This window comes from Paenibacillus sp. sgz302114 (assembly GCF_056120345.1).
Genome location: NZ_JBVYOI010000002.1, coordinates 61,866 through 84,809, shown reverse-complemented (window position 1 = coordinate 84,809; position 22,944 = coordinate 61,866). Strand labels below are relative to the sequence as shown.

The following is a 22,944-nucleotide window of genomic DNA, read 5'->3' as shown; positions in this document are numbered from 1 at the left end:
TTTTTGTATTGAAGCGTGCGTTTTAGTATACTTGAAAGAATAGTACATTATAGCAGATGCTGAAGTGAGCTAATGTATCGAACCTTTAAGGAGGAAGTAAGTATGTTTGATTTTATGTTATTTTTGCACGTAATCGGTGCAGCCGGAATGGGATTCTATATCGTATTGCCGCTAATGGCAGGCCGCGCTTCCAAGCTTGACGGCGCAGGACAAGCCGGACTTGCTGCAGGGCTAGTATCTGCCAACCGCGTTGCCCAATATTTCCTTGTGCTGCAGCTGCTGACTGGCGGCTACTTGATGTCGCAAGGCGAGTACAAAGTGATTTGGATGATTATTGTAACATTGCTCTTCCTTGCAATCGCAGCGCTTGGCGGCATCGTAACAAAGCCCCTGAAACGTATTGCTTCCGCGATTCAAAGCGGTGAGAGCGCATCGGCTCACATTGCCAAGGCGCGCGTGTTGAGCCTTATCATTCTCGTGATTTATATCGTCATTCTTTATTTCATGAAATATCCGATTCATAAAGACATCTAATTTGCCCGAAAGTCAATTTGGAGGGGAAACCATGGCGAAGACAGCGCCGGATTTATTAACATTTGGCGAGACAATGGCTTTATTCATGCCGCCGGATCATCGAGCGATTGAAGGGTCGGCGATGCTGGAGCAGAGCTACGGCGGTGCAGAGAGCAATGTCGCGATCGGTGTTGCGAGACTTGGCGAATCAGTTGGTTGGTTCGGCGCACTCGGCGACGATCCGTTCGGCCGCTCCATACTGAAACGGATTCGCGGTGAAGGCGTCGATGTGTCGCGGGCGTCTCTGTCCGCGGATGCGCCGACAGGCATGATGTTCCGCGAGATGGTCGCTGGTAAGCTGACGGTACATTATTACCGTAAGCATTCGGCCGCGAGCAAGATGAAGCTGAGCGATCTCGATCTGGAGTACATACGCAGCTGTAAGATTTTGCACATTACAGGTATTACGCCGGCGCTTAGCGACGACTGCCGTGAAACAATCTTCGCCGTAGTTGCTGCAGCAAAGGAAGCAGGCGTGAAGATCAGCTTCGATCCGAATTTGCGTCTGAAGCTATGGTCGATAGATGAAGCGCGCGAAGTGGTTCTGCCACTCGCAGCGCAAGCGGATTACTTCTTGCCTGGCTGGGACGAGCTAAGACTGCTGTACGATACGGATGATTTTGAAGCCGTGAAAGAGAAGCTGGTTAGCTTATCTGCCGTTAGCATCGTAAAAGGCGTTGGCGACACGAATGTGGTGCTGGAGAATGGGCAAGTCGTAGAGGTGCCATTCTACCCGATTGAACGCGTAATTGACACGGTTGGTGCAGGCGATGGCTTCTGCGCTGGTTTCCTTGGGGGGCTGCTCAAAGGGATGAGTGTGCTGGAAGCGGTTCGTCTAGGCAGCATTAGCGGCGCGCTTGTCGTGCAAAGCCGTGGTGACTGGGAAGCACTGCCTGACTGGACAACTGTGGAGCGCCGATTATCGGATAAAGGCTGGGTGGAGCGATAGATGGCTGAAGCTGGTTCGTCAAAAGGACAGCGGCGGCGGGAACAGATTATGAATGTGCTGAAGCGCCAAGGGCGGATTACGATCCAGGAGCTCGTGGACCGCTTCGGTGTTTCGGAGGCGACGGCACGCCGTGACCTGGAGCTGATGGAGAAGTCAGAGCCAGTCATTCGTACGATTGGCGGCGCGATGTATGACGGGATGAATGCGGTGCGCGAGCTGCCTTTTGCCGAGAAGGAAGGGCTGTCGTTCTTGGAGAAGGAACGGATTGCAGCTGCAGCTGCCAGTCTAATTCTTGAAGGCGACGTTGTCGGCTTGTCCGGCGGGACGACGAACTATTATCTCGCTAAGCTGCTCAAGACGCGCAGAGGCATTACCGTTGTAACGAATGCCGTGAACGTCGCGATGGAGCTGGCGGGCAGCGACATTAACGTAGTTGTGACAGGCGGCATGATGCGCCACAACAGCTTTGAGCTGTGCGGTCCGCTCGGTGAAGGCATGATCAGCCAGCTGCACATCGGCAAAATGTTCCTCGGCGTTGATGGTGTCTCCTCGACTGGCGGCATCACCACGTACTCGGAGCAGGAGGCGCATATCGCGAAGGCGATGATTCGCCGCTCGCAGGCGACCTATGCGATGTTCGACCATACGAAGATCGGCCGGACCTCCTTGTTCTCGATTGCGCCGTTGTCGCAGCTGCAGGGCTTCATTACGGATGAAGCGCTGCCGCAGCAGCTTGCGTCCATTGCGCAGACTTATGGCATTCAAACGGTCGTTGCCGATACGCAGTACGGGGCGAGTGTCTAAATATTTTTGAACGGAGAAGGTGATGGCTGCCACTGGCGGCTGTTGCCTTTTTTATATCATTTTCCCAAATCGTTCCTTGTACCACTCTCCATTTTTGGTATACTTGGGGATGTATGAAACCTTGAAGGGAGAAATGTGACGTGTCAGAGAAATTAGTAATTGGTAGCGCTTCCCACTCCTATGAAGTTGCACAAGGCTGGGGCAAGCTTCCGGAGGGAATTGCTTACGGCTATACACATGGCATCGTTGTGGATGCAAATGATAACGTTTACGTACATAATACCGGCAAAGACTCCGTTATCAAATTTGATAAAGACGGCAATTTCATTACATCGTGGGGCCCTGAGTTCGAAGGCGGCGCACACGGCTTCTACCTCCATCGCGATAATGACGGCATCGAGTATCTGTACTTTGCAGATACGAACCGCGCGCTTGTTGTGAAGACGACGCTGGATGGCGAGACGCTGCTTGAGATCGGCCGTCCGGACCGTCCGGATCTGTACGATGCTGAGCGCCGCTATGTACCTACAGATGTGTGCGTGGCGCCTAACGGTGACATCTATGTCTCGGACGGCTACGGCCAGTTCCATATTCACCACTATGATGCCCGCGGCAATTATATCCGCTCGTGGGGCGGACGCGGCTCGGAGGCAGGCAAAGTAATTGAGCCGCACGGCATCTCCATTAATCTGCGCGGCGAAGAACCAGAAATCTATGTGGCTGACCGCCGCAACAGCCGGATTCAAGTGTTCACGCTCGAAGGGGAGCATAAGCGCTTCGTCGATCACAACCTCGATCTTCCGTGCAGCTTCTATTTCTTCGGTGACGAAGTGTACATTCCAGATCTCGACAGCCGTATTACGGTGCTCGATCGCAATGACCGCCTCATCACTCACCTCGGCGAGGACCAGCAGGCGTACAAGCAACAGGGCTGGCCGAACCTGCCAAAATCGTACTATCGTCCAGATAAATTCAGCTCCCCGCATGGCGTTTGCGTTGATTCGCAGGGCAATGTGTACGTGGCGGAGTGGATCTTCGATGGTCGGATTACGAAGCTAGTTAGGCAGCAATAATTTATTTTATAATTTGAGTGTTTATGAAAGCAGGCCCTTCAGGGTCTGCTTTTTTTGCGTGGACTACATTGGCGGAAAACTAGCAGATTGAGGGGATAGATGCTGGTGTGGTGGACTACATGGGTGGAAGAGAGTCCTCAGGGTCGCTACATTGGCGAGATTTCGCTGAAGAGGGCAAAAGAGAGTATCCAGATGCACTACTTTGTCGGGGGCTCTTGGTATTTGACCAAAGAAGAGTACCACGTACCCTACCTGAGAGGAAAACAGGAATACGAGCCAAAGAGGGGTAACAGATACCCTACCTGAGAGGAAATCAGGGAGTTCGAGTCAAGAGGTGTACCACGTACCCTACATGAGAGGAAAACAGGTAGTTCGAACAAAAGAGGTGTACCACGTACCCTACATCGGTGATAAACCAGTGATAAACTGAAGAATGTAAACAAAAAGCAGGCCCGTCAGGCCTGCTTCATTAACATGCAATCAATCGCTATAAGTTCGCTATTCGCTTATCCGTAAATCTGACGCCCGCTCACCCATGTGCGGCGCACATTCGTGAACGATGTGTCCGTCAGCACCAGGTCAGCGAGCTTGCCTTCGGCAATGCTGCCTGTAACATCTTCAATGCCGAGCTGTCTCGCCGGATTGCCGCTCGCCATTTGGCTCACTTCAGCAATGCTGAGGCTTGTATGCGCGAGCATATAGCGTACCGCGTCGATCATCGTCAGCGTGCTGCCTGCAAGACTTCCGCCGTCACGAAGGCGGGCGACGCCGTCCAGCACATCGACCACGAGTCCGCCGAGATCGTACTGACCATCGCCAAGCCCGGCTGCCGCCATCGCGTCCGTGATCAAAATGACCCGATCCTTCGGCTTCGCAGCGACCAGCAGGCGAATAGCTGCCGGATGAACGTGATGGCCGTCTGCGATTAGCTCGGCGTGGATGCGGTGGTCGGTCATAACCGCGCCGACTGTTCCCGGTTCACGGTGATGCAAGCCGCGCATCGCGTTGAACGTATGAACCGCTTGCGTCATGCCAGCCTCCGCAGCGTCAATCACTTGCGCATAGGTCGCATCCGTATGGCCGGCAGCAGCGACGATCCCGTTTGCAGCGAGGTATTCCGTCAATGCGAGCGCATTTTCTTTCTCAGGAGCGAATGTAACTTGCTTCATAAGTCCAGGGTACTGCTCGTTCCATGCTTGAATAAGATCAACCCGGGGCGAAATAATGAAAGCCGGGTTCTGTGCGCCAGGCCATTTCTCACTAATGAAGGGACCTTCCAAATGAACGCCTTCCAGCACCGTATTCGGCATGTCGCCGCTTTTACGGTAAGCCTCTGATGCTTCGAGCACGGCTGCGATCGCTTCTGGTGAAGCGGTCACCGTCGTTGCCAGCATTCTTGTTGTTCCTTTGGATGCGTGGAAGCGGGTAATCACATCATAGGCTTCGCGGCTCGCATCCATGAAGTCAGCGCCGCCGCCGCCGTGAACATGCATGTCGATAAAGCCTGGCAACAGCCAGCCGCCATGCCCATCTACCGTCTCAAGCTGTTCATATTCGGCTGGAATAGCGTCGCCTTCAATGATTTTTTCAATTTTGCCGTTTACTACAACTACGCTTCCGTAGGCAACCGTGTCCGAAACGATGGTTTGCACATGCTTGATGAGCCATGAGTCACCTGTAGTTTGCATCAATTATAACAGCCTCCCAGCCTCACGATCGACGAGTACAATTACATTCTTGTGCGTTTGCAAGAGCGATGCCGGCACTTCCGTCGTAATCGGTCCTTGCAGCGCTTGCTTAACGATGCCTGCCTTGTCAGCGCCTTTTACTACGAGCAGGATGGAATCAGCCTTCAAAATCGATCCAACACCCATCGTAATCGCCTGCGTCGGCACTTCATTCAGATTGTCGAAGAATCTTGCGTTCGCTTCACGTGTCGATTCCTCCAGCTCTACCACATGAGTACCGCCTTGCAGTTCTTGATCGGGCTCGTTGAAGCCGATATGGCCGTTCAGACCGAGGCCTAGCAGTTGGATGTCGATTGGCTGCTCAGCAAGCATCCGATCGTAATCTGCACATTCCGATTTCAAGTCTGGTCCGGTTCCTTTCGGCAAGTGCGCGTTGTGCTGAGGCAGGTCGATATGGTTGAACAGCTGTTCTTTCATGAAGTGCGCATAGCTCTGTTCGTGCTCTGGATCCAAGCCGACATATTCATCTAGGTTAAACGTGGTCGCGTCCTTGAAGGAAATGCTGCCACTCTTGTACATCTCTATTATTTTTCCATAAATGCCGACAGGTGTCGAGCCTGTAGCGAGACCTAGCGTCGCATTCGGTTTATTTTTCAGCTTATCTGCAAACAGCTGGGCAGCGAACAAATCGAGTTCAGTTGTGTTGTCAAATGTTTTTACTTGCATCTTTGAGCGCCTCCTGATAATGATCTTCTGCTTTTATTATACGACCATATGTAGTAAACAACAATAAAAATGATTGTTATAGTCAAAAATAAGATTAAAATAATCAAAATTAAGCAAGCGCCGACCGGATTTGCTCTAACCCTACCCATTGTGCCATGATAGCTTTATTACTATAGGAAGCTTTTTAGCGAAAAAGGAGATCGACGACTAGGATGACAGACAGGCTGAATGATGAGCATCTAGAGACTGCCAAACGAAAAGGCGAACATATCCGCATATGCCTTACGGAGAACGTGCAAAGCGTAGGTACCGATCCGGGCTTCGCAAACTATCGGTTCCGCCACCTTGCGCTGCCGGAGCTGGCTTTTAATGATATTGATCTTTCCACTACATTTCTTAATCGCGCGATGGAAGTGCCATTATTGATCAGCTCCATGACCGGAGGCACGTATGAGGCTGCTGCTATTAATGTCAGGCTAGCCGAAGCGGCCGAAGTGCGCGGCTGGGCGATGGGACTTGGCTCCATGCGGGCAGCAATCGAGAACGAATCTCTTGCAGAGACGTTTCAGGTACGGCAATATGCACCGACGATTCCGATTATCGCGAACCTTGGCGCAGTGCAGCTCAATTATGGCTACGGTGTCAACGATTGCCACAGGGCAGTGGAGCTTGCCGAGGCGGATGCGCTCGTCCTGCATCTCAACAGCATGCAGGAAGTATTCCAGCCCGAAGGTGACACGAATTTCCGCGGCCTGCTCGGCCGCATCGGAGATGTGTGTCGCAGCATCGGCGTTCCTGTCGGCGTGAAGGAAGTCGGCTGGGGTATAGACGCAGAGACTGCGGACCGCCTCATCCAAGCAGGCGTATCCTTCATTGATGTTGCAGGCGCTGGCGGAACCTCGTGGAGCCAAGTTGAGAAATTCCGCTCAAGCACCGACCCGCTGCGCGCCGAAGCAGCCGAGGCGTTCGCCGGCTGGGGCATTCCGACCGCGGCCTCAGTCCGCGAGGTCAGAGATGCTCTGCCGCAAGCGACCATCATTGCGAGCGGGGGACTGCACAATGGCGTCGATGCCGCCAAAGCTATCGCGCTCGGCGCGGACTTGGTCGGCTTCGGCCGTTCGCTCCTTGCCGGAGCTGCGGAAGCAGCGGCGGGCGGGAACGGGAGCGAGCGTGACCTGCACCGCCAGATGGAGCGCACGGAATTCGAGCTGCGCACCGCGATGTTCGGCATTGGCGCAGGCTCGCTAAGTGAGCTGAGAAGCACGAACCGGCTTGTCCGGATCTAGATCTAGGGAGCTAGCCCACCAGTAGCTCGCTTGTGTTTACCTGTATACTTTCCCCTTACCTGCAGAGCTACCGCACAATGCCGGAGCCTTCAATAATGACATTCGCCTTCACGTCGAATTTCAGTCTTGGGTAGATCGACTGCCAGTCGCTCCAAGTCTTCACGCTTCCGGCATGTGTCGCACGGAATTTAAGCCCGAAGCCAAACGGATCAACGTCTGCTTGCTGCGCCTTCTCAAGCAGGCGTTTGGCTTCTTGCTCTACCTGCGCATTAAACGTTTGCTCCAGCTTTGTCCAGCTTTGATCATAGACGCCGATTGGCGCTTCCTCGAAGATTCCTCTAATATTTAGCCTTAGCCTCAGAACCCATCCGTCTCTCGTTTTTACGATTCGACTTTTGGACGAAATACTGTCCACGGACATGACCATATTCTGCCCATCGAAAGTGGCCGCAACCGTCGATTTCTTATATTCATTACGTATTTGATTGTACATCTCGGTTTCTTGCGAATTCAGCACGCTAACGAGCTTTGATTTATTAAGCAGGCCAAGCCTTGTGACGACATAGCCGTTCTTCTCCTTGCGCATGATCGGCAGGATGGGGTCCAAGCCGAGTTCGCCGGTGCGCCGCAGAAAATCGAATAAATATTCGTAGATCGTATAAGACGACTCCGACCCGTCATTGCCGAACAACAGAAAGATCGAGTTGCCAGGCATCCGCTCATTCGGAGGCTCAATCTCGATGATCGTCTTCGCATCCGGTCTGCCGATCGCAACGTAGGCGACATTCTGAATATCTCGCCGGCGCGACAGCCAATTCAGCGGCCCTCTGAAATCCTTCTTCACCAGCTCTTCCCCAAGCAGCAGCAGCTTGCAATGCCCAAAATCCAGCTCTTTATCGACATGCGCCTTCAGCAGCCGAACGGCTTCGGCAATGGATGTCGCTTGGATCGTTTCAATCTGTGACTTCGCAGCTCCCGGTTCCACCTTCGGTGATGGTACGGCCATGCGAATCGTGACCTTATAGCCCTTGGCGCCCTCCGGCGCCGGATCGATGCCGATGGAGACGACGAAGAATCGCTTATCGATGTCCTTAAAGCCGCATCCGCCCGTTAGTCCGGCGAGTGTCATCAGCATAACAACCAGCAGCAGCAACCGTCTGTAACTCATGTCGATTGCTTCCTTCCGCCAGCTCCAATGCTAAGAACGAAGAGAAAGAGCACGGAGATCGCTTCCACGAATACGCGGAGGATGAGCCAGTTCGTCGCGAGCGCCAAGTTTTCCTTTTCATCAAAAAAGAAAGAGGTAATGACGGTGATTGCGCCCAGAAGCACGGCGATAATCCAGTTCGTCAGCGGCGTACGCTCCGGATCAATCTGCGGCTTTGCCCCTGGCAGGCAGCTCTTGAACAGCTCCATTGCGATATGCCAGACATTAGTCGAATATACAAGCGTCAAGTTCAAATAGAGAAGAAGGAAAATAAACACGACCCGTTCGAGAAACCCGTATTCCATCGTCATGGAATCGGCTGTCACACTCCACACATATAGGTAGGAGGCTACAGTCTCAGTACCATGAAAGCCAATGGGGACGAAAAAGGAGCTCGCCAGAATAAAGCAGCCGATGAGCGGTATGAGCCAGCGGTACCGGAGCCTGAAGTTCGGCGGATTCAGCCGATTGAAGATGCCATAGCCTGTATAGCCGGTAAAAAGAAAAACCGCCGCTGCGTACGGAGTCAGCTTCGGCGGACTGCGCCAATATTGAGCAACGGTTCGCATGGCATCCCAATCGAGCGACGGACTCCGGTAAGACTTGAACAGAATCATTAAGATGAGCGGCACACTTATAATTAAGCCCATCTCCACGATGAAGATGTTGGACAAGGTGGAGCGGGTCGCCCCGTAAATACAAGCAATCGACAGCAGGCTCAGCACGACAAACGAGCTGGTGTCCGGATTTAGAAAGCGATTAATAAGCACGGAGAACCCGGTTAGCACAATGGAACCGGACATGAAATACATGCAGCCCAGAAGAAACATGAGCGGCGCCGTTACCCATTTCGGGAAGAACATCCCAAATATCTCCGGAAGTCCTTTGCCAGGGAAGGTTTTCATGACATGGGTAAACAGAATCGCCAGCGTAGAACCAACGACTGCTGCGGCGATCATGGATGAAAGAGCCCCCGTATAACGGTCCTGAATGAGCAAATAGGGGACAAACAACATCAAATTGAGCATGCTCACAATCGTGACGCAATAGTAAAAATAACGGTTCATCCTTGATCCACCTGCCCGATATCGCCTGATTGCGAAGGCGTTTTGCTGAAGATGCGAAAATACGGCTTGCCAAAGCTGCGCAAGTCGGCTAAATATACAAAATAAATAAACAGGCCAATCGTCACGCCGGATATGCCGAAGAAGATGGCCAGAACGATGAGCGGATATTTCATGAACCTGATTGCAGTGGACATATTGTTGACCGGAATGACGAAGTTCGAGATTGCTACCACTGATGTGACGATAATCATGATGCTGCTGACGAGTCCAGCTTGTTGAGCGGCCTGTCCGAGAATGAGACCTCCAACGGTCGTGGCGGTAGAGCCGATATACTTTGGCAACCGTACGCTTGCTTCGATAAGTGATTCAATCATAATCAGCATAATGAATACTTCGATGAAGGACGGGTACGGCACAGCTGATCGGCTTCCTGCGATCGAGAAAGTGAGCTGCACGCGAAACAACTCCGGATTATAGGAAACAATTGCGACATACAAGGCAGGCAGCGTAATCGTTAGCACGACGGCGATGTAGCGAAGGACGAGCAGCAAACGCGTCATCCAGAACGAATCATACTGATCGTCAACCGCGCTTATGAAATCATAGAACGTGACTGGCAGCATGATGGCGAACATGGAGCCCTGCAGGAGCAATACGACTTTTCCATCCTGAATGCCGTTGCAGACACGGTCCGGCCGCTCAGTGATGATCATCGTCGGAAACAGCTTATACCGGTCGCCAAGCTCACGGCTAAGCTGGCCGGAGGCGTTAACCATTGGGACTGTTATGCGATCAAGTCTTTGTCTGACCATATTCAGCACATTCGCATCGACACTTCGCTTGTCGTACAGCAGCAGCACACGGGTCCGCGAGATGGTGCCAACGGTTCGCTCTTCAGTCGCAAGCTCAGGGCTTGGATAACGGCTGCGGATGATATTGATCGAATCAATGACGTCCTCGCTGAGGGCGATTTGCGGTCCGGTAATGACCGTTTCCATCATCGTTTGCGGGTTCTCGTTACGGATGATTCGCGCGGCGTCGAGCTTATAGATCTTGCCATTCACCTGGATAAGGACGAAGCCAACCAGAAGCGTATCCGTCCATTTGGCCGGGTCATCGAGCGGCTCGTAGACCGGATTGACCTTCACAATCTCGTCAAAGGGCTGCAGCTGCTTCGTGAAGGGGACGAGGATAAAGTCACTCACTTTACTTCCGTCGCAGAGCGACTCGATATAGGCGATCTCAATGGTCATTTCGTCATTTTGCAGCTGGTGCATCGTTAAATCTCTAGATTCGGCAAACAGTGACTTGATCCGCTTTAGCACTTTGCTTTGACCTCCTTTCCATTCCATAGCTTTGGAATAGTATGGATAACAAGGAAGATAATTATGCCACTTCATGCGTCTTTTGCCAGAATAGCGGACCGTGAAGTACAATAGGAAGCAGTAAAAAGAGAGAGGGGAATCGCTTATGTCGGCATGGTTTGAGCGTAGTTTTGGCTCTGATTATATGATTGTGTACAGGCACCGGAATTGGGAGCAGGCGAAGCGCGAGGTGCAGCGGATGGCAGGCTGGCTAGAGCTTGCGCCCGGCGCGGCGATTCTCGATGTTGGCTGCGGCATGGGCAGGCATGCGCTTGCGCTTGCGCAGCTGGGTTTCGAAGTGACTGGCATCGACCTATCGCAAGCGTTGCTGCAGAAGGCACGTGAGAACAATGATGAGGGACTGATCAAAGAGCTCATCCAAGGCGATATGCGGGAGCTGCCGTTTGCAGACCATACATTCGATGCGACGGTTAATTTGTTTACGTCATTCGGCTATTTCGAGGCGGAGGATGATAATAAGCGCGTGCTTGCTGAAATTCGCCGCGTGCTGAGACCCGATGGTGCTTTTTTGATTGATTTTATGAATGCAGCATTCGTGACAGCCAATCTTGTTCCACGTTCGGAACGATTGGACGCGGAATCCGGCTTACATATTGAAGAGGTACGGTCCATCACGGAAGAGGGCTGGGTCGTGAAGCAAATTGCAATCGGCACAGCAGGGGAAGAAGCGAGCGTTCGGCGTTACGAAGAACGTGTCCGCTTGTTTCCGCTGGCTTGGTTTGAGCAGGCGCTGTCCGAGGCGGGGCTTAAGCTGACACATGTGTATGGAAATTATGAGGGACTGGCGTATGATGAGCTGCGTTCGCCTCGGCTGATCTTGAAAGGGAGGGCAAGCCATTGAGTGAAACGAGCAAGCCTCTAGTCACTGCAAAATGGCCCGGAGGCATTATTCAAGTGAAGGTGCCTCTGCCCTTCTCCTTGAAATATGTAAACAGCTATCTGCTGCATGACGAGCGAGGCTATACAATCGTGGATCCGGGCTTGCATACACCGGATGCGGTGCAAACATGGCAGGAAGCGCTGGATGAGCACGGAATCTCCATCCGCGCGATTCATACCATTGTGCTGACGCATCAGCACCCCGATCATTACGGGCTCGCTGGATGGTTCCAAGAGCAGACGGGCGGCGCGCCGGTCTATATCTCCGAAGCCTCGTATGCGTATACGCAGAGGCTGTGGGGAAGCGATGCAGGAACCGCATTTGCCGCAGATCTGACACAGCTGTACGAAGCGCATGGTATGCCGTTGCCGGTGCTCGATGAGATTGCGCCGCATCTGGACAGCTTTATTCCGAAGGTGTCGCCGCAGCCGAAGGTGACCTTCCTCGAAGCGGGGCAGACGATAGAGATGGGCGGTCTCACCTGGCAGACCATCGATACGCCGGGCCACGCGAAGGGGCAGCTCTGCTTCTACGCAGCTGATGTGAAGCTCATGCTGTGCGGCGATCAGGTGCTGCCTGATATTACTCCCAATATTAGCGTCGTCCCAGGTGACGGCGAAGATCAGCTGGAACAGTTTCTGGATAGCTTAGAACAGATTCGCAAGCTTGAGGTAAAGCTGGCTTTTCCCGGTCATCGGGACCCGTTCACTAACTATAAGGAGCGGATCGAACAGCTCATCGCGCATCATGAACGCAGGCTGACGCATATGTATAGTTTGATTCAAGCAGGCGCGAATACGGGTTATATGTTATGTATGCAGCTGTTTGGCGAGAGAATTGCCGGAAATACGCATAATTTGAGGTTCGCGATGTCAGAGACGCTTGCTCATTTGTTCCATCTGGAGAAGTGCGGGCGCATCGAACGAAGCACTCAGGATGCCAAGGTTTACTTTACAACGAGAACGGATCAGCAGCCGTAAAAAGTTTCCTTTACTCGCTCGCAAATGCGGTATAATGAATGCGTCAATGTTCGAGAGAAAAGGAGCTTAGCCGACTATGCACGCATCAAGGTCTGAAACACATCAGCACCAGAAGAAGCAGCGCTCACGCCGGTTGAAAAGGCTGCTCACAATCAATATCGTTATGCTGTTCATCATAGGCGCGCTTGCTGCCGTCTATTTCGTGCAGCGGCAGGACGGAACAGAAAAGCCGGACATCGCTTCGGGTAATGGAAGCGGAGCTAACACGAGTATTTCCGGCGACGGCAATAATGCCGCAGAGACGGAGAATAACCATTCATCGAATGCATCCGCAGACGGTGGAACGGATTCGAACTCGGATGCCGCTACGAATGAAGCTGCAAATGAAGCTACGAATGATTCGGGGACAGATGCAGATAGCGGCTCAGATGAAGCCAATAAAGGCGAGCAGCAGCCAGCAGCGGGTCAAGAGCCGTCTGATGGAGCGGATGATTCCAACTCAGGTTCAGGCTCGGCAGTTGCATCCCCCGGTTCGACGCCAGGCGATTCCATTACGCTTTCTTTTGCCGGAGATGTATTGCTAGCGGCAACGGTCGAAAATTTAATGCTGAAGAACGGATACGATTATCCGTATACATATGTTCAGCCGTTTCTGCAGAAGCCGGACTTAATGGCGGTGAATCTGGAGACGCCGGTAACGACGAGAGGGACTCCTGCTCAGAAGAAACAGTATGTCTATAAATCCTCGCCGGATGCGCTGCCAGCCTTGAAGGCTTCGGGGATTGACGTCGTCAATCTGGCGAACAACCATACGATGGACCAAGGCGAAGAGGGGCTGCTCGATACGATTGGCCACCTCGATTCCGCAGCCATTCCGAATATGGGGGCAGGCCGTGACGATGCAGAGGCGTTCAAGCCAGTGCTGGTTGAAACCAAAGGCATCAGCGTTGCGTATATCGGCCTATCGCGGGTTATTCCGGAAGGCTCATGGAAAGCGGCCAAGGATCATCCGGGTCTAGCTGAGACGTATGATTCCACGCGAGCAGTGAAAGCGATCAAGGATGCGAAGAAACAAGCGGATCTTGTTGTCGTGATGGTGCATTGGGGCATCGAACGTGAAGATAACCCGAACGATGACCAGAAACGCTTGGCGCATGAATATATTGATGCAGGAGCCGATTTGGTCATTGGCAGTCATCCTCATACTTTACAAGGCTTCGAATCGTATAAAGGCAAGTGGATTGCGTACAGCTTAGGAAACTTTATATTCCCTGGCATGCCGCCGGATAAAACGAAAGATACCGGTGTTGTTGATGCGCGGTGCAGCGTAGATGGAAAGTGCTCGCTGCTTATGCATCCGATGCGCGCAAATCAGTCCCAGCCTGCACCGCTTAAGGGCGATGAGGCGGCTGCACTTCTTGCTCGCATCTCCGCGATTTCAATTCACGCGTCGATTGACGCTGCAGGAAACGTGAAGCCGAAGGAGTGAATGGTCGAATGCTCAACCCATGTGTTGCCCATCGGGGAGCATCCGGGCTTGCGCCGGAGAATACGATGGCTGCTTTTCGGGAGGCGATGCGCTTTCCTTTCGTGCAATGGATTGAACTGGATGTTCAGCTGTCCAAAGACGGCATTCCCGTCGTCATTCATGACGACACGCTGTGGAGGACCGCATGGACAGCCGGAAGGGTAAGCGAATATACGGCGGAGCAACTCGGGAAGCTTGATGCCGGCAGCTGGTTTGATAAGGCTTTTGCCGGGGAAGGCATTCCAACACTGGAGCAGGTCATTCTTGAGACTGTTGGCCGATGCCGTCTTAATATTGAGCTCAAAACGTACGGCGGACGCTATCCAGGCATCGAGAAGAAGGTCGTCGATCTGCTGAACAAGCATAGTCTCCAGCATGACTCGGTTATTACTTCATTCGATCGTAAAGCGCTGCGGGTCGTTCGCTCGTTAACGGCAGATGTACGCACGGGGCTCATTTTGGATGCATCGCCATGGACGCTTGTGCAGGATTTGAAGCAGCTTGGCGCAACGTTTTTATCGATCGGCTATACACATGTTTCGAATCAGCTATTGGAACAGATGCGGGAAGCGGGAGTCGCGGTTATGGCGTGGACTGTCAATGATGCGCCGATGATGAAACGGCTTGGCAGCATGAATCCAAACTTAATGATTTGTACGAATTACCCAGATCGCTTCCAGCAGGCGGCGACCGGTGGGTAAGGATGTACGAATAAAGAGAGAGACCGGCCATCACATCAAGTGATAGCCGGTCTCTTCTGTTATAGATCGCGGTAGCGGTTGCGGATATCCAGAATGGCGGGCAGCTGGTCGTTCAGCACATCGACGAGCCGGGCTTCGAAATGGCGATCGCGCTCTTCATTGAACAACATGAGAATACGCTCAAGCTCCCACGCTTTCTTATAGACCCGTTCGCTGCCGAGCGCATCGAATACGTCTGCAATCGCAGTGATGCGGCCGTACAGATGGATTTCTTCGCCTTTCAGCCCTTGGGGGTAGCCGGTCCCGTTCCATTTCTCGTGATGCTCGTAGGCGACAATTGCGGCAGTCTTGAGCAGCTCGCGGTCGGAGTTCTTGAGCAGATTGTAGCCAATCGTCGTATGGCTCTTCATCTGGTCGAATTCTTCCTCGGTCAGCTTGCCCGGCTTGTTCAGCACGGAATCAGGAATGGCGACCTTGCCGATATCATGCATGGGCGAAACAAGCTTGAGCAGTTCAGCTTCCTCCTGGGACAGACCGTAGCCGAGTGCGAGTATGTAGGAATATTCTGCAACGCGTTTGACGTGGTTGCCTGTTTCTTTGGAACGGCTCTCGCCGATTTCACCCATTGTTGAAATAATTTCGCGCTGCGTAGCGACGATCTCTTCGTGCAGCATGACGGATTCGAGCGATTTGCCTGCATAGGAAGCGGCCAGCTTCAGCTGCTCCAGATCGCGCTCGGTGAATACCGCTTGCGGCGTTAATTTATTAATCGCCTGGTAGGCGCCGATGATGCTGCCATCATTGCCGACGAACGGCACGGTGATGATCGATTTGGTCACATAGCCGGTTCTTAAGTCATTCGCATCGTTGAAGCGAGGGTCTTGGTAGGCATCCTCAATCAGCAAATTGTCGCCTGTCATGATGGAATGGCCGACGAAGCCCGATCCGAGCGGTTGGCGAATTTCGCTAACGCCGTGCGCAATGGTAGTGAATAACTCCCCGCGGTTGCGGTCAATAAGCCATACGGTACACCTGTCAGCCAATATCATTTCACGGCCCATATCAGCCATCAGAAGAAGTACGCTCTTCAGGCTTCGCTGGCTGCCGATTTTAGCGGTATAATCAAAGATAATGCGAAGGAGTTCTTCCGGCGTTCTCTCATTTGCAACTGGTGATGAATCAAGTTCTGGCTTCATTTGGGGTGAGCTCTCCTTATCTGCAATACTCTGGTTAGAGGTATATCGTACTAAATTATGACAATATTTTAGGCAGTTCGACATAAGACTTCAACGCGAAATAGAAAAATCCTTCTTTTGGTATTAGGAAAGGAAGTTTTACATATGACGGATTTGTACTCTTCATCTCTAGCAGGTCGTGTGCTCGTCGGTCTTATCGGCAGCTTGATTCTCGCTGGCGGCGCTTATCGGCTGCGCTCACTGTCTGCTTCAGGCGCGTGGTCAGCCATTGTGATGGGGAGCTGCTTTGTAGCGCTTGGTGGACCATTCTGGTTCGGCTCGCTGATCGCTTTCTTCATCTCTTCTTCGCTGCTCTCAAAGTGGAAGAAGCGGCATAGAAAGAAGCGGAAGGCGGAAGCCAACTATGCGAAGAGCGGCAGAAGGGATTGGCTGCAGGTATGGGCTAACGGCGGGCTCGGCCTGCTGCTGTGCGCCGTGCATGCGCTGTGGCCGCATGGCGGCTGGGCTTTTGCGTTTGTCGGCGTCATGGCTGCCGTGAACGCAGATACATGGGCGACGGAGATCGGCGCCTTAAGCGCGGCTGCTCCGCGCTCCATCCTTAGCGGCCGGCGCGTCGCGGCCGGCACGAGCGGCGGCGTCACGCCGCTTGGCAGCGGCGCCGCGCTCGCTGGCGCCGCATTCATTGGCGCCGTCGCGGCGCTGCTTGCGGCTGCGCCGCCAGCGCCAGCAGGCGCTTTGCCGGGCGGGGCGCTGCTCGCCGCCGCGGCGGTCGCCGGCACGGCCGGCGCTTTCGCCGACTCGCTGCTCGGCGCCACCGTGCAAGCGATGTACCGCTGCCGCGTGTGCGGCAGCGAGACGGAGCGCGCCGAGCACTGCGGCGTCGCTGCCGAGCGGGTGCGCGGCTTCGCCGCAATGACCAACGATGCGGTGAACCTCGCATCGTCCGCGCTCGCGGGCCTGCTCGCGTGGCTGATCGGCAGCTTGCTGGCCTAGCGCAGCAAGCTGCCCGCTCTCATGCTCTTGGAGCCGACATCTTTGTATTATTTTCGCAATATTCACCCATTTGGCTTTGAAAACGGTTATAATCAACTCCATATTGGGTGAATTGCTTCTCGTTGCTGGCAAATTAGAAGGTTGACAGCATATAGCTGCCCTAGTATCCTAACTCTTATAGTAAAAATTTACAGATTATGAGAAGCAAAGGGAATAGGAAGGAGAATGGCTGCCTGTGATAATCACTACGGCGGAATCGTCAACACCTTTAAATCAGCCGCTGCTGAGAGCTGTTAATGTAAAGAAGGTGTTTGGTCGCGGCGACAATTCTGTAACCGCTGTCAAAAATATTAATTTGACCATTAACAAGGGTTCGATGATCGCACTCAAAGGGCGTTCAGGATCAGGGAAAACTACGCTTCTTAACCTGCTTGCCGCTCTCGATCAGCCGACTGAAGGCGAAGTTTTCTTCAACGGGCAAGTTATTTCCAAGCTGCCGGAGAAGCAGCGCAGTCACTGGCGTCGCACTCATCTTGGACTCGTCTTCCAAGCTTTCGGTCTCATTCCGCTCATGTCAGCGTATGAGAATGTCGAGTTTGGCCTCCGCATCGCTGGCAATGACAGCAAGCTGAACAAAGCGCAAGCGGAACGCGCGCTCGAATGGGTAGGGATGAAGGCAAGGATGAAGCATCGTCCGCCTGAGTTATCCGGTGGCGAGCAGCAGCGCGTAGCTATTGCTAGGGCGATAGCGCATCAGCCGATTCTTCTGCTCGCGGATGAGCCGACGGCCGAGCTGGACAGCCGTATGGGATTGCAAGTCATTAAAGTGTTTCGCGACCTCGTAGAGAATCATGGCATGACAGTCGTTATGACGACACACGACCCAGGCATTATGGAAATCGTTGATCACGTTATAGCATTGGAGGATGGACAGATTGTCACTCAGTCGAACTAGTCTAACTCGTAATCGTCGCCGTACCACCATTTTGAAGCAAACCGCTGCCTTGCTCGCGTGCGCAGCTCTGTTATCAGGCTGCTCGCTGCTGCCGCAGAAGGAGCTGAACATTCAGCCTCCGCTCGTGAAGCCGGTTGCAGAGAAGGTCGATGCAATTGAAGTGAAGAAAGCAGCGATTGAATCGAAATTTACCGGCGTCGCTACCGTCGCATCGAGCAATAATGTCCCGTTATTTTATAAGGAAAGCGGTAGATTAAAGGAGCTTTACGTCAAGCAAGGCGATAAAGTGAAGGCAGGAGATTTGATCGCTGAGCTTGATATGGGGGACTTTGACCTTCGTATGAATCTCGAGAAGCTGAATCTGGAGCGTGCTCAGATTGAGCTGCACAGCGCAAGGGTGAACGGGGTAACCGGGACGAGCCTGCGTATGAAGGAAATTGATTTGGAACGCGAACAGTTGATGATGGACTCCCTGAAAGAGCAGTATAATTCGGCGAAGCTAATTGCTCCAATTAGCGGTGAAATTTCGTATGCAGATGTGAAGTCGCCTGGCGACGGATTAAACGGCTATACGCCGCTTGTAACGATTGCGGATCCGACTAAGTTGTGGCTCGTTCATACTGCGGATGACGGGAAGACGCTCTCTGCCATTCAGAAAGACATGCTGGTATCTGTGACGATCGACAAGAACAAATACCAAGGCAGAGTCGTGCAGTCGCCGTCAGATGCTCCGCTAACAGGCAATAAGGATGTCGATGAGCGGAATACGAGACTGCTCTATATTGAGATCACGACCAAAGGCGCGAAGCTTGAGCTTGGCAAGTCGGCCGAAATCACGATCAGTCTTCAAAAGCATGACAATGTAATCGTAATTCCGAAGAGCGGTCTTAGGACGTACCTCGGCCGTACGTATGTGCAAGTCATTGACGGTGACCGCCGCAAAGAAATTGATGTACAGCCTGGCATCACGACATCGACCGAAGTCGAGATTGTCAAAGGGCTTGATCCCGGGAAGTTAGTTGTCTTAAATAACTAATTCGATAGCGATCTAGAAGAGGGTGAACAGGAAACGATGGCGATTTGGACGATGATTTTTCGGAAAATGGCGAAAAATCGCTGGCTACAGCTTAATCTTTGGTTCGGGCTTACGATTTGTGTTGCGTTATTCAGCTCCATGCCGCTATACTCTCATGCTATTTTGCAGCGGACGTTATTTAAGCAGCTTCAGCAGCTTCAGAAGGATCAAGGGATATACCCGGGCTCACTCCGGGCCTCGACTTCCATCTCAGGCACACGTTCGTTCGAAGAGAATCGTTCGCTTATAGCGAAAGCAGACCGTTACATGAAGAATGCTCCTGCTCGGTTTGGGCTGGACGCGCAGTCTTTCGTCACATCGCGTGGAACACAATCCATTAGAGTGTTTCCTGTCGATGCGTCAGACCGGGAGAAGAGGGAGCTTAACGTTTCGGGAAGCTTCCGCACGGTTACCGATTTGGAGAAGCGTGTGCACGTCATCGACGGCCGCTTGCCTGATCCTAACCGCAAAGACGGCGTGTACGAGGTGCTCGTAACCCCGAAATTCATTATCGATTTGAAGCGTGACCTGAACCATGAATTCGTTTATAAGAATAAGGACACAGGCAAGGAGCTGCACCTCATTCCGGTCGGCATCGTAGAGTCGAAGTCCGATAACATTTATGACCAATTTAATGTGGAATCTTATAATTCATCGTTCTATATTCCGTATGAGCAGTTTGATCATGATTTTGTCCAAAATCAAGGGCCGCTGAAGCTATCCGTTATTGCGTGGCAGTATGCCTTCAATTATGAGCAGATGAATATTGATCAAATCGACAATTATTTGGGTCAATTCGCAGCCATCAACAACTATTTCAACATGCGCCTTGGCATTGCTGCCGTTGATATGCCTGCGAAGAACTCGATTGCAACGTATACCGAGAAGCAAGAGAAGCTCGACGTGATGCTCTGGTCGCTCTACTCTCCGGTTATGCTGATGCTGGCGTTCTACCTCTACATGGCTGCTAACCTCATTATTGAGCGGCAGAAGACGGAAATTTCCGTTCTCCGCAGCCGTGGGGCGAGCAGAATGCAAATTATGGTTGTCTTCCTCATAGAGAGCTTGTTGCTCGGAGCGCTTGCGCTGGCGGCAGGTCCGTATATTGGGGTGTTCTTCACGAAGATACTCGGTGCGTCGAGCGGCTTCCTCGAGTTCGTACAGCGCTCATCGCTTGAAGTAGTACTAAACAGCGCTTCATATAAGATTGCGGTTGCGGCTGTGTGTGGCTCAATCATTCTTATTCTGGTGCCGGCGTTTCTTGCGACCCGCACAACGATTGTCGGTCATAAACAGCAGATGGCACGTTCGAACAAAATGTCGTTCTGGCACAAAACAGGAGCGGATATTATTCTGCTCGGCGTTGCGATCTACATGCTGCATAACTTCAATACACGTATGGAAGGGCTGAAAGCGCTCGCACTCGATCCGACCGCTATTCAAGTCGAACCGTTGATGTTCTTCATGCCTGCGCTATTCTCGCTTGGCATCGGACTGTTTGTACTGCGCATCTATCCATGGCTAATCAAGCTTGTATTCTGGATCGGCCGAAGATGGTGGACGCCGGCGCTTTACTCGACGCTGCTGCAGATTAGCCGCTCGTCTTCGCAATATTTGACGATTAAGGTATTCCTCATTATGACGGTTGCAATGGGCCTATTCAGTGCGAATGCAGCCCGTACGATTAACGGCAATATGGAGGACAAGATCCAATATACGACTGGCTCGGATATTCAATTGTCCATCCATTGGGATAACGATAAACCGCCGGCTCCAGCTGGTGGAGGGGGAGCGCCGCCACAAGAAGATACGGCTGAAGCGCCGAAAGTCGTTACGTATACGGAACCTTCCTTTATTACGATGCAGCAGCTCGCAGGCGTCGATACAGCTGCACGTGTATTCCGTAAGGACGATGCCAGCTTCTCAGTGAACGGTGCGAACGGAGCCACGACGCTGTATGGCATTGATACGTATGACTTCGGCAAAGTGGCATGGATGCGCGGTGGTTTGCTGGAGTATCCTCTCAACAGTTATTTAAACCTGCTGGCCTCAAATCCGAAAGCGGTGCTCATATCCAGATCGCTTGCTGACAAGTATAAAGTGAAGCCTGGCGATCCGCTCACTGCCAAGTGGGCTGGACTCGATAGCGCCAACTTCATCGTCTATGGCATCGTTGATTACTGGCCTGGATGGAATCCGCTTCCAGCGGCAGGTGACGCAGATAATCCAGACGTACGTCTGCCAAACCTTGTGGTAGGGCATCTGTCGTACATTCAGAATCATTTGGCGCTAGAGCCATACGACGTATGGATCAAGCTGAAGAAGGATACAAGCAGCGCTGTCATTTACGATGATCTGATTAAGAAAGATGTGCCGGTTGAGAATTTGGTCGACGCTGGTCAGCTGCTCATTCGCTCCAAGAACGACCCGTTCCGCCTTGCGATTAACGGTGTAATGACACTTGGGTTCGTCATTTCCATGATGATCAGCTTCTTCGGGTTCCTGTTGTTCTGGGTGCTTACTCTATCTGGACGTACGCTGCAATTCGGTATTTTGCGAGCGATGGGTATTTCGTTTTTGCAAATTATCGGCATGCTGCTGAGCGAGCAGCTGCTCACCTCGGCAGCTGCGATTCTGTTCGGTGTATTGATCGGTAACTCGGTCAGCAGCATGTTCGTTCCGCTATTTCAGCTGTCCTTCAGCGCTTCGGACCAGGTTCCGCCGTTCGAGATCGTTCGTCAGCTTAGCGATTATGTCCAGCTGTACAGCGTAGTCGGCACGATGATTACGATCGGGCTGCTCGTGCTCGGCATCCGGATTTCGCGTATGAAGATTACGCAGGCGCTGAAGCTTGGGGAGGAATAACAGATGATTCATTGCGATGGACTTGTAAAAATTTATAAAACAGATGATCTCGAAGTTGTCGCTCTGCAAGGTCTCGATCTCCATGTAGAGTCCGGCGAGCTAATGGCGATTATCGGCAACAGCGGCAGCGGCAAGTCAACGCTTCTCAATATGCTGGGCGGTCTCGACCGCCCTTCCGCTGGCAAGCTGCTTGTCGACGATAAGGATTTGCTCAAGTTTACGGAGCGCGATCTTGTGAAGTACAAGCGCGAGACGGTCGGCTTCGTCTGGCAGAACAATGCGCGCAACTTGATCCCGTATCTAACCGCACTTGAGAACGTGGAGCTGCCGATCATGCTCAGAGGCGCACGCAAGCGTCTACGGGCGCTGGAGCTGCTCGATGCGGTTGGACTTAGCCACCGGACGAAGAACCGGTTAAGCGAGCTCTCCGGCGGTGAGCAGCAGCGTGTCGCTATCGCCATCGCGCTCGCGAATGAGCCGAAGCTGCTGCTGGCGGATGAGCCGACAGGCTCGCTCGACACGCGGATGTCCAATCAGATTCTTGATTTGTTCCGCGAATTGAACCGCAGCATCGGCATTACAATTGTCATCGTAACGCATGATCCGCTGCTCGCAAGAAAAGTGGACCGTGTCGTCGCAATCCGAGACGGCAAGACGTCATCCGAGATTATTCGCCGGCAGTCTTATGCGGAGGAGCTTGCAGCGATGGCGGAAGGCGGCAGTGGCTTCGCTCCGGAAGAAAGCCATGTCGAATATGCCGTCATCGATAAAGCGGGACGGCTGCAAATTCCGTCGTCTTACTTGCAGGCGGATGAGTTCAAAGAGAAGAATAAGGTGCGCGTCGAGATGGAAGACGGGCGAATTATTCTTTATCCGCCGGAAGAAGTCAAAGCGAAGTGAATTTACAACGATTCCGGGAGCTATGCTGATTAACCAGCGGTTGCTCCCGGATTATTTTTACACTATTCATAGTTTACTTATCGGAATTATGGTAGTATAATATTTCCAGAATA

Annotated in this window: 20 protein-coding genes; 14 read left to right on the top strand and 6 right to left on the bottom strand. The window is 52.6% G+C overall.

Features of this window, described 5'->3' with window-relative positions:
* The first annotated feature begins 102 nt into the window (after positions 1–102).
* From AC0LWF_RS05440 to AC0LWF_RS05425, 4 genes are all read left to right on the top strand, one after another.
* Positions 103–534: a hypothetical protein gene (locus tag AC0LWF_RS05440; RefSeq protein ID WP_474650550.1), complete on the top strand. Its 432-nt coding sequence runs from the start codon at positions 103–105 to the stop codon at positions 532–534.
* Between the two features lie 31 nt (positions 535–565).
* Positions 566–1,522, top strand: coding sequence for a sugar kinase (locus AC0LWF_RS05435; RefSeq protein ID WP_474650549.1), 957 nt, complete (start codon positions 566–568; stop codon positions 1,520–1,522).
* Positions 1,523–2,326, top strand: coding sequence for a DeoR/GlpR family DNA-binding transcription regulator (locus AC0LWF_RS05430; protein WP_474650548.1), 804 nt, complete (start codon positions 1,523–1,525; stop codon positions 2,324–2,326).
* Positions 2,327–2,466: 140 nt separating this feature from the next.
* On the top strand, positions 2,467–3,399 hold the full coding sequence (locus AC0LWF_RS05425; protein WP_474650547.1) for an NHL repeat-containing protein: 933 nt from the start codon (positions 2,467–2,469) through the stop codon (positions 3,397–3,399).
* A 506-nt stretch (positions 3,400–3,905) separates the two neighbouring features.
* Here the strand turns inward: AC0LWF_RS05425 and nagA are convergent.
* Together nagA and nagB are read right to left on the bottom strand one after the other, a co-directional pair.
* The gene (gene nagA, locus AC0LWF_RS05420; RefSeq protein WP_474651199.1) at positions 3,906–5,087 is read right to left on the bottom strand and encodes an N-acetylglucosamine-6-phosphate deacetylase; all 1,182 of its coding nucleotides are present in this window, start codon (positions 5,085–5,087) and stop codon (positions 3,906–3,908) included.
* A gap of 3 nt (positions 5,088–5,090) precedes the next feature.
* Entirely contained in the window at positions 5,091–5,813 is a 723-nt protein-coding gene (nagB, locus tag AC0LWF_RS05415) for a glucosamine-6-phosphate deaminase (protein WP_474650546.1), read from the bottom strand.
* 212 nt (positions 5,814–6,025) lie between these two features.
* Between nagB and fni the strand changes: the two genes are divergently transcribed.
* Positions 6,026–7,099, top strand: coding sequence for a type 2 isopentenyl-diphosphate Delta-isomerase (gene fni, locus AC0LWF_RS05410; protein ID WP_474650545.1), 1,074 nt, complete (start codon positions 6,026–6,028; stop codon positions 7,097–7,099).
* A gap of 67 nt (positions 7,100–7,166) precedes the next feature.
* On the opposite strand, the gene AC0LWF_RS05405 is transcribed toward fni, so the two are convergent.
* From AC0LWF_RS05405 to AC0LWF_RS05395, 3 genes are read right to left on the bottom strand one after another with little or no spacing between them, the layout of a single operon-like run.
* Positions 7,167–8,267 carry a Ger(x)C family spore germination protein gene (locus tag AC0LWF_RS05405; protein ID WP_474650544.1) on the bottom strand — a complete coding sequence of 367 codons (1,101 nt, stop codon included), beginning with the start codon at positions 8,265–8,267 and terminating at the stop codon, positions 7,167–7,169.
* Positions 8,264–9,373 carry a GerAB/ArcD/ProY family transporter gene (locus AC0LWF_RS05400; protein ID WP_474650543.1) on the bottom strand — a complete coding sequence of 370 codons (1,110 nt, stop codon included), beginning with the start codon at positions 9,371–9,373 and terminating at the stop codon, positions 8,264–8,266. Before AC0LWF_RS05400 ends, AC0LWF_RS05405 begins: the two co-directional genes overlap by 4 nt.
* Positions 9,370–10,698: a spore germination protein gene (locus AC0LWF_RS05395; protein WP_474650542.1), complete on the bottom strand. Its 1,329-nt coding sequence runs from the start codon at positions 10,696–10,698 to the stop codon at positions 9,370–9,372. The genes AC0LWF_RS05400 and AC0LWF_RS05395 overlap by 4 nt, the downstream gene beginning before the upstream one ends.
* 145 nt (positions 10,699–10,843) lie before the next feature.
* Here AC0LWF_RS05395 and AC0LWF_RS05390 point away from each other — a divergent pair, with 145 nt between their 5' ends.
* From AC0LWF_RS05390 to AC0LWF_RS05375, 4 genes are all read left to right on the top strand, one after another.
* The gene (locus tag AC0LWF_RS05390) at positions 10,844–11,599 is read left to right on the top strand and encodes a class I SAM-dependent methyltransferase (protein ID WP_474650541.1); all 756 of its coding nucleotides are present in this window, start codon (positions 10,844–10,846) and stop codon (positions 11,597–11,599) included.
* A complete protein-coding gene (locus AC0LWF_RS05385) occupies positions 11,596–12,618 on the top strand; it encodes an MBL fold metallo-hydrolase (RefSeq protein ID WP_474650540.1) in 1,023 nt (340 codons plus the stop codon). Before AC0LWF_RS05390 ends, AC0LWF_RS05385 begins: the two co-directional genes overlap by 4 nt.
* Positions 12,619–12,694: 76 nt before the next feature.
* A complete protein-coding gene (locus tag AC0LWF_RS05380; protein WP_474650539.1) occupies positions 12,695–14,107 on the top strand; it encodes a CapA family protein in 1,413 nt (470 codons plus the stop codon).
* 8 nt (positions 14,108–14,115) lie between these two features.
* On the top strand, positions 14,116–14,847 hold the full coding sequence (locus AC0LWF_RS05375) for a glycerophosphodiester phosphodiesterase (RefSeq protein WP_474650538.1): 732 nt from the start codon (positions 14,116–14,118) through the stop codon (positions 14,845–14,847).
* Positions 14,848–14,906: 59 nt separating this feature from the next.
* On the opposite strand, the gene AC0LWF_RS05370 is transcribed toward AC0LWF_RS05375, so the two are convergent.
* Positions 14,907–16,043 (bottom strand): GAF and HD-GYP domain-containing protein, encoded by a 1,137-nt coding sequence (locus AC0LWF_RS05370; RefSeq protein WP_474650537.1) that lies wholly within the window; start codon positions 16,041–16,043, stop codon positions 14,907–14,909.
* 144 nt (positions 16,044–16,187) lie between these two features.
* Here AC0LWF_RS05370 and AC0LWF_RS05365 point away from each other — a divergent pair, with 144 nt between their 5' ends.
* The 5 genes from AC0LWF_RS05365 to AC0LWF_RS05345 all read left to right on the top strand — a co-directional run bounded on the left by AC0LWF_RS05365 (position 16,188) and on the right by AC0LWF_RS05345 (position 22,831).
* A complete protein-coding gene (locus AC0LWF_RS05365) occupies positions 16,188–17,036 on the top strand; it encodes a DUF92 domain-containing protein (protein ID WP_474650536.1) in 849 nt (282 codons plus the stop codon).
* A 235-nt stretch (positions 17,037–17,271) separates the two neighbouring features.
* Positions 17,272–17,991: an ABC transporter ATP-binding protein gene (locus tag AC0LWF_RS05360; RefSeq protein WP_474650535.1), complete on the top strand. Its 720-nt coding sequence runs from the start codon at positions 17,272–17,274 to the stop codon at positions 17,989–17,991.
* A complete protein-coding gene (locus tag AC0LWF_RS05355; RefSeq protein ID WP_474650534.1) occupies positions 17,972–19,027 on the top strand; it encodes an efflux RND transporter periplasmic adaptor subunit in 1,056 nt (351 codons plus the stop codon). The genes AC0LWF_RS05360 and AC0LWF_RS05355 overlap by 20 nt, the downstream gene beginning before the upstream one ends.
* A gap of 36 nt (positions 19,028–19,063) precedes the next feature.
* Positions 19,064–21,931 carry an ABC transporter permease gene (locus AC0LWF_RS05350; protein ID WP_474650533.1) on the top strand — a complete coding sequence of 956 codons (2,868 nt, stop codon included), beginning with the start codon at positions 19,064–19,066 and terminating at the stop codon, positions 21,929–21,931.
* A 3-nt stretch (positions 21,932–21,934) separates the two neighbouring features.
* Positions 21,935–22,831: an ABC transporter ATP-binding protein gene (locus AC0LWF_RS05345; protein WP_474650532.1), complete on the top strand. Its 897-nt coding sequence runs from the start codon at positions 21,935–21,937 to the stop codon at positions 22,829–22,831.
* The last annotated feature ends 113 nt before the right edge of the window (positions 22,832–22,944 follow it).

Bases quoted from the DNA above. Each gene is read 5' to 3' on its own strand.
- AC0LWF_RS05440 (WP_474650550.1), top strand. From the start codon at position 103: ATGTTTGATTTTATGTTATTTTTGCACGTAATCGGTGCAGCCGGAATG.
- AC0LWF_RS05435 (WP_474650549.1), top strand. From the start codon at position 566: ATGGCGAAGACAGCGCCGGATTTATTAACATTTGGCGAGACAATGGCT.
- AC0LWF_RS05430 (WP_474650548.1), top strand. From the start codon at position 1,523: ATGGCTGAAGCTGGTTCGTCAAAAGGACAGCGGCGGCGGGAACAGATT.
- nagA (WP_474651199.1), bottom strand. From the start codon at position 5,087: ATGCAAACTACAGGTGACTCATGGCTCATCAAGCATGTGCAAACCATC.
- nagB (WP_474650546.1), bottom strand. From the start codon at position 5,813: ATGCAAGTAAAAACATTTGACAACACAACTGAACTCGATTTGTTCGCT.
- fni (WP_474650545.1), top strand. From the start codon at position 6,026: ATGACAGACAGGCTGAATGATGAGCATCTAGAGACTGCCAAACGAAAA.
- AC0LWF_RS05405 (WP_474650544.1), bottom strand. From the start codon at position 8,267: ATGAGTTACAGACGGTTGCTGCTGCTGGTTGTTATGCTGATGACACTC.
- AC0LWF_RS05400 (WP_474650543.1), bottom strand. From the start codon at position 9,373: ATGAACCGTTATTTTTACTATTGCGTCACGATTGTGAGCATGCTCAAT.
- AC0LWF_RS05390 (WP_474650541.1), top strand. From the start codon at position 10,844: ATGTCGGCATGGTTTGAGCGTAGTTTTGGCTCTGATTATATGATTGTG.
- AC0LWF_RS05380 (WP_474650539.1), top strand. From the start codon at position 12,695: ATGCACGCATCAAGGTCTGAAACACATCAGCACCAGAAGAAGCAGCGC.
- AC0LWF_RS05375 (WP_474650538.1), top strand. From the start codon at position 14,116: ATGCTCAACCCATGTGTTGCCCATCGGGGAGCATCCGGGCTTGCGCCG.
- AC0LWF_RS05370 (WP_474650537.1), bottom strand. From the start codon at position 16,043: ATGAAGCCAGAACTTGATTCATCACCAGTTGCAAATGAGAGAACGCCG.
- AC0LWF_RS05365 (WP_474650536.1), top strand. From the start codon at position 16,188: ATGACGGATTTGTACTCTTCATCTCTAGCAGGTCGTGTGCTCGTCGGT.
- AC0LWF_RS05350 (WP_474650533.1), top strand. From the start codon at position 19,064: ATGGCGATTTGGACGATGATTTTTCGGAAAATGGCGAAAAATCGCTGG.
- AC0LWF_RS05345 (WP_474650532.1), top strand. From the start codon at position 21,935: ATGATTCATTGCGATGGACTTGTAAAAATTTATAAAACAGATGATCTC.